Annotated in this window: 9 protein-coding genes; 4 read left to right on the forward strand and 5 right to left on the reverse strand. The window is 39.9% G+C overall.

Annotated elements, in window-relative coordinates; translation table 11 throughout:
• Nucleotides 1-21: 21 nt before the first annotated feature.
• Nucleotides 22-1,773, forward strand: coding sequence for an exodeoxyribonuclease V subunit alpha (gene recD / locus MKL51_RS01190; protein WP_005079301.1), 1,752 nt, complete (start codon nt 22-24; stop codon nt 1,771-1,773).
• 707 nt (nt 1,774-2,480) lie between these two features.
• Here recD and MKL51_RS01195 read toward each other — a convergent pair.
• On the reverse strand, nt 2,481-3,779 hold the full coding sequence (locus MKL51_RS01195) for a serine hydrolase domain-containing protein (protein WP_005079300.1): 1,299 nt from the start codon (nt 3,777-3,779) through the stop codon (nt 2,481-2,483).
• Between the two features lie 210 nt (nt 3,780-3,989).
• Between MKL51_RS01195 and rpsO the strand changes: the two genes are divergently transcribed.
• From rpsO to MKL51_RS01210, 3 genes are all read left to right on the forward strand, one after another.
• Nucleotides 3,990-4,259: a 30S ribosomal protein S15 gene (gene rpsO, locus MKL51_RS01200; RefSeq protein ID WP_002114951.1), complete on the forward strand. Its 270-nt coding sequence runs from the start codon at nt 3,990-3,992 to the stop codon at nt 4,257-4,259.
• Nucleotides 4,260-4,516: 257 nt separating this feature from the next.
• Nucleotides 4,517-6,604, forward strand: a complete 2,088-nt coding sequence (gene pnp / locus MKL51_RS01205) for a polyribonucleotide nucleotidyltransferase (RefSeq protein WP_170814194.1) — start codon at nt 4,517-4,519, stop codon at nt 6,602-6,604.
• 85 nt (nt 6,605-6,689) lie between these two features.
• Entirely contained in the window at nt 6,690-7,901 is a 1,212-nt protein-coding gene (locus MKL51_RS01210) for a magnesium transporter CorA family protein (RefSeq protein ID WP_005079297.1), read from the forward strand.
• Nucleotides 7,902-8,172: 271 nt separating this feature from the next.
• Here the strand turns inward: MKL51_RS01210 and MKL51_RS01215 are convergent, their stop codons facing one another.
• The 4 genes from MKL51_RS01215 to hslO all read right to left on the reverse strand — a co-directional run bounded on the left by MKL51_RS01215 (nt 8,173) and on the right by hslO (nt 11,242).
• Nucleotides 8,173-8,502, reverse strand: coding sequence for a chaperone modulator CbpM (locus tag MKL51_RS01215; protein ID WP_002114963.1), 330 nt, complete (start codon nt 8,500-8,502; stop codon nt 8,173-8,175).
• An 11-nt stretch (nt 8,503-8,513) separates the two neighbouring features.
• Nucleotides 8,514-9,470, reverse strand: coding sequence for a DnaJ C-terminal domain-containing protein (locus MKL51_RS01220; protein WP_005079294.1), 957 nt, complete (start codon nt 9,468-9,470; stop codon nt 8,514-8,516).
• A gap of 146 nt (nt 9,471-9,616) precedes the next feature.
• Complete coding sequence (locus MKL51_RS01225; protein WP_005079293.1) at nt 9,617-10,228, reverse strand: LysE family translocator; 612 nt, start codon at nt 10,226-10,228, stop codon at nt 9,617-9,619.
• Between the two features lie 138 nt (nt 10,229-10,366).
• Entirely contained in the window at nt 10,367-11,242 is an 876-nt protein-coding gene (hslO, locus tag MKL51_RS01230; protein ID WP_005079292.1) for an Hsp33 family molecular chaperone HslO, read from the reverse strand.
• Nucleotides 11,243-11,305: the final 63 nt, after the last annotated feature.

Below are 11,305 nucleotides of genomic sequence, written 5' to 3' on the forward strand. Positions count from 1 at the left end.
GAAAACTAGGTGGATAAGTGTGTGGACAATCTAAACAGCCCTGAACAAGCCGATTTAAGCTGGTTAACAACGTGGAGTAACTTCTTAAATCAGGCTCCATTTACTGAACAATCGCAAGTGTCAGAAGCTACTTCTTACTTGCAGCAGCTTATTGAAGCGAGCTTACAAGGCGATAGTTGTATTGATATCAGTTTAGAGCAAATTGCAGCACTTGGTCAGCTTGCTATATCTGCCGATCAAGCAAACTTAAAAGTTGCGCCGTGCGTCTACGATGAGCAGGGGTTGGCATTATACCGATATTGGCACCTAGAGCAACGACTTGCAGAACAAATTTGTCGATTAAAGCAACAATTAATTCAACCTGTCTCTTGTGATGACTATTTAGACCTGCTTACCGATGCTCATCAACAGGCAGCTTTACAAATGGTTGCTCGGCAGAGCCTGAGTATTATTACGGGTGGGCCGGGTACAGGTAAGACTTATACGCTGGCACGTATCATTGCTGTACTTAGCCAAGCTATTCCACATATTCGTGTGGCGATGGCTGCTCCAACAGGTAAAGCAGCACAGCGAATGCAAGAGGCTTTACAGAACTCGTTTAATGACCCTAAATTGCTTGAGTCCGGATTAGTGAGTGAAGAGCTCAGAAATCAGGGAACACAAACGATTCACCGTTTGTTGGGGATGGGACATAGCCAGACACCACGGTTTAATCAAAAACAGCCTTTGCCTTATGACGTGATTGTCGTCGATGAAGCTTCCATGCTGGATTTAAATCTGGCTACTCTTTTATTTGAAGCTGTGCCTGAGTCTTGTCGAATTATTTTATTAGGAGATGCAAATCAGCTCGCTTCCGTTGATGTCGGGGCGGTTCTTGCAGATTTGCAGCAAATACAGGCGTTGGCTGATAACCGGGTACAATTACAAACCAGTCGTCGTTTTACTGAAGGTGCGTTGATTGGACAAGTGGCCAAATTTATTCAGGCACAAAGCTATAAACAAGACCATGTAGAGGTTTTGCAGCGGTTTGAAATTGATATTGTTCAGGTTTCAGAATTAAAGCCTATACTTTTACAAAGTGACATGCCTGATGTTGTTCAGCTTGAATATTTACCAGAAGGGGGGCTATTAGACCTAGATACCTATTATCAAAAGCTAATGCTCGGTTTCCAAGGATATGTACAGAGTCTAAAAAATTATTTAAAAGAAGAACGCTCGATTGAACAGGTCCAAAACGTAGTAAAAGCATTTGATGACTACCGGATTTTAACCGCGGTTCGTCATGGTCCGTTTGGATTGCAGCAGTTAAACCAATATGCGCAGCGTTGGTTGCAGCAGCAACTTTCAATAGTGACTCTTGGAGGATGGTATGTCGGTCGTCCTGTAATGATGACCTATAACGATTATCAGCTCAGTATTTCAAACGGGGATATTGGTTTGTGCTTTGAGCACAGGACTCAGCCACAGCAGTTTGAAGTATATTTTCCAAGTTTGAACAAATGGGTTGCTGCAAATCGATTACCTAAAAGTATTCAAAGTGCATTCGCTTTAACAATTCATAAATCGCAAGGGTCTGAATTTACACATACTGCTGTCGTTTTAGATCAGGCTGCCAAGAACTTATTAAGCCAAGAACTTATTTACACTGCGATTACACGAGCTAAGAAAGTAGTCAGTCTTTTGGTGCATCAAGAGGCTTTATTACAAGCATTTACAGTTCGTACTACACGAAAAAGCGGTTTAGTTCAAAAAGTTAATCGGTTAGTTCGTTAAGACAAACTTAATATTTTTACCCTTGTAAGAAAAAGCTTACATAGATTCGAGATATTTGCTGCTAGAGTACATCCCACGTTTTTGAGATTATAAACGCACAACGAGCTTGGCACGGAATGTCGGGCAAAATCGCACAATAATAATAACTTAAGTCGAGAGACTGCGAACTTACAATGAAGTAGGTGTATAAAGAGGAAACTTACAGCCGCTAAGCCTTGTAGTTTTGGGAGAGACTACAGGGCTTTTTTATATTCTACTTTTCACTATGTTTAAAAAAGCATTACAACATTTCGTTTTTAGCACTATCTTCACTCTGTTTTTGTCTAAAGATTTAAATCAATAATATCAATATATTTATCTATAATATGATTTCAAAACAGGCATTTTTCCTGTGAATTGTTAAGTTATATGTTATACAGAACTGTACGTTAAAGGTTAAAAATGGCTATTTACCAAATATTATACAGACCTGTACGTTTTCACTTACATGATGATAAGAAAAATACTACTTTTCTTCATAATTGGATATGTCACAATACATCACATAAGGAAATAGAAACAAAAACATCGGAAGTGAGTTAGAACAACAAGAAGGATGTGACTAGCATCTCACCAACGACAATAAAAACAGCAATAACACGATAAACAAAAACTACAGCGCAAAAAACCCAAGCAGAAATGCTTGGGTTTTTTATTTGTATTTGTTTCTACACTAAGTCAGTTTCATGAGAATCACTACCAAATAACGAACGGCGTTGATCTCTCGGTATACGTGGACATTGAGTTGAGATTTGATAGAGCACTTTAGCTAAAGCAGGTAGGTGAGTACCCACTACAGATTTACCAGTTGTTAATAGGGAAACACTGATATCTCTTTCAGGGTCAGCCCAGCATAAAATGTTGGAGAATCCTAAATGACCAAAAGCTTGCCCCGTCATTGGGCCAAAAAGACCTACAGGATTGCTACCTAACATTGGCCCCAGAGCATAGCGCATTGGAATTAGCAAAGTACGGTCAATGTTAACTCCTGTGGTTGGCAGTGTTGCTCTGAAAATTGTTTTCTCACTAAAGATTTGCTGACCGCCGTAGCTTCCACCACTTAAAAGCATTTCAAAGAAGCGGCCAGCTTGTTCTGCACTGGTATAGATGTTTCCAGCTGGGCAAATGGTGTCCATAAAACGACTATCGTTAGTCACATCAACTGCAAGTTGTAAACCGCCACCTAACACATGATTCAGATAGTGATCGGTACCAAGGCGAGGGTGCAGACCTGTTGCACAGTTTAAGGCGACTTCTGAACGGTATTCTGGTTTTAAGCCATAATTGAAATAAGGCATCCCCATTGGTTTTTCGATAGTTTGATGTACAAATTCACGTAAATCCTGCCCAGTCACCCGTTCAATGACTTCTCCTAAAATATAACCTGCCGTAACAGCATGATAGGCAAGGTGATTGCCAGCAGGAGACACAGGTCGGGCAGCATATAAACGTTTTAAAATTTCGTCTTTATCAAATAATAAATCTGGTGTGACATCGCCATCAATATAAGGAATGCCACCACGATGTGCTAATAAATGAAAGATCGTTGCACGACGCTTACCGTTGACACCATATTCAGGAACATAATAGCTCACAGGATCAAGCAAATTGATTTCACCCTTTTCATCTAATAGATGAATCAACATGGCTGTGATCATCTTTGATGCTGAAAATAGGCAAACAGGTGTGTCAGGTGTTGCAATCAGGGCATTTTTTTGAAGTCCTGCCGGAGAGTTTCCTTGAGCATATCCAATGCTTCGATTCAGCAAAATTTTACCTTGTCTGCGTAAACAAAAGGTAATGAGTGGATAGTTTCCGGTTTTATATAGTGTTTCTATACTTTTCCAGATTTTTTGAATCTGGTGATCACTCATTCCACCCTGTTCAGCAGCAACTTCATCTTTTTGTCGAATGACTTGCTCAATATTGTCCGGTATTGGACAAGTGTTGGTTGAAAAAATTTTCACACGTCCCTCGCGCTTCTTTCTTTTTATTCGAGGCTAGTGTGCAGGGTTAAGGTCCTCATGTCAGTGTCTAAAATGACAAGTTACTGAAAACTATTTTGCAATCCACCTATAGATACCTTAAAATAGGCGACTTGCTGTAGTGATGCACGGCAGTCAGTTGCCTCAACTGATTCATATCGTTTACTTTTTTAAGCATCTCGGAGAAATCGAATGGCTTTAACTAATGCAGACCGCGCAGAGATCATTGCTAAATTTGCTCGCGCTGAAAATGACACTGGTTCACCAGAAGTACAAGTAGCTTTATTGACTGCTCAAATCAATGATTTACAAGGTCACTTCAAAGCTCACAAACACGACCACCACAGCCGTCGTGGTTTGATCCGTATGGTTAACCAACGTCGTAAATTGCTCGACTACTTAAATGGTAAAGACCACGGTCGTTACACTGCTTTGATCGGTGCTTTAGGTTTACGTCGTTAATTCGATTTTCACTTTGTTTTCGCTATTTCGCATGTCGCAATGCTTTATCGCTGAAAAGAGAGTTTCACTTAACGTTAGGTTAAGTGATTTTTAGAAGGGGCGCTTGTGCGCTCCTTCTTTGCGTTTAACTTATTTTAAATAATTGATCTAGTGTGATGGCTTCTAAGCTTTGTCATTTATCTACCAATCGGTGTAGTCTGAATGCCAAACCTTAGGGGTCTCACTAGAATAAAATTAGGAAAATACAATACATGTCAATGTTTAATATCGTTCGTAAAGAATTCCAATTCGGTCAACATCAAGTCGTTTTAGAAACGGGTCGCGTTGCACGTCAAGCAAACACAGTTTTAATCACTATGGGTGGCGTAACTGTTTTAGTTGCAGTTGTTGCTCAACCTAAAGCAAAAGCGGGTCAAGACTTCTTCCCGTTAACAGTGAACTATCAAGAAAAACAATATGCAGCTGGTCGTATCCCTGGTGGTTACGGTAAGCGTGAAGGTCGTGCTTCTGAAGCTGAAACTTTAATTTCACGTCTTATTGACCGTCCAATTCGTCCGTTGTTCCCAGAAGGTTACTTCAACGAAATCCAAGTAACAGCAACAGTTGTTTCTTCTGACAAAACTATGGATGCTGACATTGCAGCAATGCTTGGTACATCAGCAGCATTGTCTATTGCTGGTACTCCTTTCCGTGGTCCAATTGGTGGTGCACGCGTTGGTTTAATCAACGGTGAATATGTTCTTAACCCGAACTTCGAACAGTTGAAAGAAAGTGACCTTGACCTTGTGGTTGCAGGTACAGAATCTGCTGTATTGATGGTTGAATCTGAAGCGAAAGAACTTTCAGAAGACCAAATGCTTGGTGCTGTTCTTTTCGGTCATGACGAAATGCAAATCGCAATTCAAGCGATTAAAGAATTTGCTGCCGCTGCTGGTGCTGTTGAATCAACTTGGGTTGCTCCAACTAAAAACGAAGCTCTTCTTGAGCAATTAAAAGCAGCTTTCGAAGCGAAAATCTCTGAAGCATATACAATTGCGGTTAAACAAGATCGTTATGCAGCACTTGATGCACTTTATGCAGAAGCTGTAGCTCAGTTCGTTCCAGAAAATGACGAAACTGGTATTGCTGATGAAGTAAACGAATTATTCGAAGACCTTAAATACCGTACAGTACGTGACAACATCTTGTCAGGTAAGCCACGTATCGATGGCCGTGATACTAAAACTGTTCGTGCTATCGACGTTCAAGTTGGCGTATTAGATCGTGCACACGGTTCTGCATTGTTTACACGTGGTGAAACTCAGGCGTTAGTAACAACAACTTTGGGTAATACTCGTGATGCGTTAATGGTTGATACCCTTGCTGGTACTAAGACTGACAACTTCATGTTGCACTACAACTTCCCTGCATACTCTGTAGGTGAAACAGGCCGTGAATCTGGTCCTAAGCGTCGTGAAATTGGTCACGGTCGTTTAGCACGTCGTGGTGTTCAAGCAGTTCTTCCTGCGGCTGACCGCTTCCCGTATGTAATTCGTATTGTATCTGACATTACTGAATCAAACGGTTCATCTTCAATGGCTTCTGTATGTGGTGCTTCATTATCACTTATGGATGCAGGTGTTCCGCTTAAAGCACCAGTTGCGGGTATCGCAATGGGCTTGGTGAAAGAAGGCGAGCGTTTCGCAGTACTTTCTGACATCTTGGGTGATGAAGATCACTTAGGTGATATGGACTTTAAAGTAGCAGGTTCTGCAAACGGTATTACTGCACTTCAAATGGACATCAAGATTGAAGGTATTACTGAAGAAATTATGGAAGTTGCATTAAACCAAGCATTTGCTGGTCGTATGCACATCCTAAACGAAATGAATAAAGTCATTTCACGTGCGCGTGCTGAAATCAGTGCTCATGCACCGACGTTTGAAGTGATTAACATCAACCCAGACAAGATCCGTGATGTTATTGGTAAAGGCGGCGCAACTATTCGTCAAATTACTGAAGAAACTAAAGCTGCAATTGATATCGAAGACAATGGTACAGTTCGCGTATTTGGTGAAACTAAAGCTGCTGCTAAAGCTGCAATTGCTAAGATTCAAGCAATTACTGCTGAAGTTGAACCAGGTAAGATCTATGACGGTAAAGTAATTCGTATTGTAGAATTCGGTGCGTTTGTAAACATCATGCCGGGTACTGATGGTCTTCTTCACATTTCACAAATTTCAAATGAACGTATTGCGAACGTAACTGATGTTCTTAAAGAAGGTCAGGAAGTGAAAGTACAAGTTGCTGATGTTGATAATCGTGGTCGTATCAAATTGACTATGAAAGACATTGAACAAGCATAATTGTTCTGGTGACATGAAAAAGTCCGCTTGATGCGGACTTTTTTTATGGCATGATGCAAGTAATACAAAAACAGATCATTGTGGTATGCAGGTTTATTACTTTTATCGCCATCACGCTGACGGCTATGTCTTTTTAAGCCGTGAGCAGCATAATGAACACATTCTAGAGTTTTTCTGGATTGATAGTGTCAGAACGGATGTGGTGAACCATAACGAAGAATGGCAACAAAAGATTCAGCAGCTTTCAGACGTGGTTATCAATGAATTTCATATGCGAGATATTGCGAATATTGAGCATCCTTGTGCATTTGATACGCTTGAAGAATACGACCTGCTTATTTTTAGAAAGCTCGTTACACCTGATGATGAAATTAAAAATGGGGAATCCCATGAGAGTGTATTTGGTCTAGCAACCACGCCGATTAGCTTTATTTTTACCCCTAAAGTTCTGATTAGTGTTCGTGAGCAGGGCAATAAGTCGATTGAAAACTATATTCAACGTCTCGAAAATATTTTATGTAAAACTTTGGAAGAACAAAACAAAACCCGTAAGCTGCCTAATTCGCCTGTAGATTTATGTTTACGTCTGCTGAATAGCATGGTGGATGGCTACCTTGATATCCGTTCACCTTTAACTAGAAGGGTTGAGCATTGGCAACAACAATTGTTGCAAGGTAATCGTCGTTTTAAACAGTGGCATCAACTGTTTCATGAAAACATGGCCTTTCAGCAGGTTGAAAATTTATGCGAAGAGCAAATCGAAACCTTACAAGAGTTTCGAGATGAAATTGTAGAAAACTATCATCATGTTATTGGTGAGAAGACGCATAGTTCTCAAGATCTTTTATTAGTTCGTTTGAATGATTTAATGAGTCATGTCGAACGTATTCAAAAACATACTTTACGTTTACGTAGCGCCATTCAGTCGGCGATTGATTTGCACTTCTCAGCAATTGCCAACCAGACCAATGAGAATATGCGTATTCTTGCCATTATTACTGCTGTATTTGCACCGCTTACGCTTTTAACCGGTATTTATGGAATGAACTTTGAGTTTATTCCAGGGCTTAAATCACCGGTAGGTTTCTGGATTATGCTCGGAGTCATGCTGCTAAGTACTGTTTTGTTACTGTACTATTTTTATCGACAACATTTGGTGGGGCGCGGTGAAAAAAGTGTGATTGATTTACTGGCTCAACAGCATCGCCAAGATCGAATGAATTTGTTTTGGTTTCTGGAATATGAACCGATTAAGCAGACTTTGAAGGAAGTGGAAAAGATTACTCGGTTGAAATAATTCTTCAATTTTTATTGAATTTTTTCCAAATTTGCTTGAGCTAAGCGTCATCCACAACCTGAGCGAGAAAAAGCAAACATCGTTTGCTTCGAGCGCAAGACAAACGAAGTGCGTAGCTTGTGTTCAAATATAAATTTGATCTTAGTACGCACTTCAATATCTCTGGTTTTGGCCTTGCGTAGCTTCGCTACTCATGCCAAAACAAAAGTAACGTAATTGGCTGATGAAATAGATAGTGAGTGCCAGTAGGACTCCGTCGTCACTATCTAATCTAATGAAAATGCTTCAACTGTTTTCTAAGTTGTTGCACTTCATCAATCAAATCTAACATTACAGCAACTGCTGCCAAACTTGCGTCAAAGTCACGTTGTAGACGATACGCTTTACGTGCACGTGCGACATCTTCACCCATAAACTGGTGTGCCTCAGGTGTGTTCTCGACTGATAAAATATCATATTCAATGAGCTGAAGAATCCAGTCAGGACTTTGGCCACAAGCTTGGGCAAATTGTTGTAAATCAAATGTCGATTGTTCATCAACGACCTCTGCACTAAAGGTATGGCCGTCATATACAATTTCTCGATAGTGAATGGTTGTCATGATCTTGCTCCCTAATGAGATGAACGAGGTTCGAATGAAGCAAAGGCTTCTGCCAGTTGCTGATACGCTTCTTTTTCTTTTTCAGAATTTGCTGGGGGGAATACAATATTTAAAATTAAATAGAGATGGCCTGGCGTTTTATTTGGTATCCCTTTGTCTTTTAAGCGTAGCTGTTGTCCTTGTTTGGCATTTTTAGGTAAATTGACATGTAAGGATCCTGCTGGAGTTTTTACTTCAATACCTTGACCTAGTGCCGCTTCCCAAGGAGCTACATCTACGGTCAGATATACGTCACTGCCTTCAACATGAACACGGTCTGTATCTTTATACTGGATTTCAATATAAAGATCGCCGTTGGCACCGCCATTAATCCCGCTTTGGCCTTGTCCACTTAAGCGAATTTGTTGACCTTCTTTCATGCCTTTTGGTATTTTCACCTGCAAGGTTTTGCGTTGAACTTCAGGTTCGCCATAAGCGTTTATGGTTGGAATTTGCAAAGTAATTTGCTGTGTTGAACCATGATAGGCAATATCAAGATCAACCTCTATGCTGGCATGTTGATCTTCACCGTGATAACTACGTTGTTGTCTTTGATATTGTTGTTGCCCACCGCCAAAGCCTGCACCAAAGCGACCAAATAAATCTTCAAAACCACTAAAGTCTGCTTGTTCACCACCTGTAAAACCTTGGCGATAAAACTGTGCTCCATCAAAACCACCTTGTGCAGCACCCTGACCAAAGTTATTAAAACCTTGAGGATGATCTAACATTTGGTCATATTCGGCTTTTTTTTCTGCATTGCTTAATGTGTCGTAGGCAACATTAATGGCCTGCATCTTTTCCTCTGCATCTTTTTCTTTGCTGATGTCTGGATGATATTTGCGGGCTAATTTTCGATAAGCTTTTTTAATTTCATCAGCAGAGGCTTTGCGTGTAACCCCTAATTCTTCATAATAATTTTTTGCCATAATGTTTTATCACGATGGTGTTGTTTATTTCATTATGAAACGATTTTTAGAGTTTTCAATAAGCTAGATTGTATAAGAGTTGTTCTATTACGAAATCCAGCGGAACGTAAGGAGGTATAGCAAAATTAGACTATACCTCTAATAAGTTAGATAAAACTTTGATACAAGCCGTAAAGAGCAATCAGTAAAAGTAATAAACCGCAGAGGCCTAATATTTTTGGATATAAATGACTGTTAGAAAGGCGGCGGAAAAAGATATAAACCAAAGATAGGGTGAGGAAGTCTAAAACAATCCATGTCAGCGTAAGTAGGGTTAAACTTAAATTTAACTGAGGGGTAATAGAGACAAATTGCGGAAAGAAAGCCGAGAAAAAGATAATATCTTTTGGGTTTGAAATACCGACAAGAAAACCTTTTTTAAAGCCACCATTTTGTGCTGAAACTGTTTGTATCGCTTCTGGGTGAGGTGCCTGAATCACTTCTTTAAGAATACTCAACCCCAGATAGCCAATATATAGGCAGCCTAAAATACGAATGATATTGAGGTAACTATCATTAACACTCAGTACTCCTTTTAAAACCAGTACTGAAATAAAAATTAAAACAAGGGATGCTAGGTTTGTACCAAAAATGGTTTCCAGTGCTTTTTTATAGCCCCCTTTAAGTCCAGCGCTTGCAACTAAAATCATGACAGGGCCAGGGGTCGCAATCATGATAACTACGCTAAAAATAAAGAGAAAATAATCAAAATAATTCATGGTATTTAGGCATCTTATTTATTAGGCTATAAAGTAGCCTTATATTATCCTATTTGAATTAACATGTTGAAAATTATCATCAAAAAATGCAGGTAAATAAAAAAGGCGGTATAACCGCCTTTTTATAAAGTTAAAAGATTAACTTAAATGTTCACCAAATAACGCTAAAGCCTCTTCAGCGGTAAAGGTATATTGCGTATTACAGAACTGACAGTCCATACGAATCGGGTTCTGATGTTCTAGGGTTTCATGAACAGCGTCTACACCAATTTGAATCAGGGCATTTGCACAGCGTTCTTTTGAACATGTACAGCCAAATTTTAAAGCTTCAATTTCTGGTAAACGAACTTCTTCTTCGTTATATAAACGATACAGGATTTCATTTGCATCTAAATTGGTAAGCTCTTCAGCTTTTAATGTTTCGGTCAACATTGTCAAACGTGGCCATAAATCTTCATCGACCAAGTTTTGCTCTTCTTCATCATGACGTGGCAAGAGTTGAATCAGTAAACCGCCAGAACGCTTATCTGTACTTGCCAACACAATACGAGTTGGAATTTGTGCAGATAAATCGTAATACTGCATCAAGCAGCCTGCTAAATTTACTTGATCAAGCGGCACGATCCCTTGATAACGTTCGCCAAATTCCGGTTCAATATTAATAAATAAAACAGGATTAACTAGGGCGCCCAGAACTGTGCTGCTGTCTGTTGCTTCAACAAAGCGAGGATCAGTTTCATAGTCCGCTAAAGCACGAACCTCTCCTAAATGATTACATTCAGCCATCGCCCATTTGAAGGTGCCGCTAGCCTGGATTTGCAAGCTGATACGGCCTTTGATTTTTAGTGTACTTGCAAGTAATGCAGTCGCACTCAACATTTCACCTAGCAGAATTTTAACAGCAGGCATATAGTCACGTTGAGCTAAGATGGTTTGTAGGGCTTCTTCAAGATGAACTACTTCTCCACGTACTGGAAAGTTCTCTATATAAAAGCGTTGGCGTAAATCAGACATAATATTCTCCAGGGCCCTAAGCAGAGTATAACTATTTCGTTTTAATCAAGCTTAGGAAATGCA

Source organism: Acinetobacter sp. AOR18_HL (genome assembly GCF_027855145.1).
Lineage (GTDB): Bacteria > Pseudomonadota > Gammaproteobacteria > Pseudomonadales > Moraxellaceae > Acinetobacter > Acinetobacter pittii.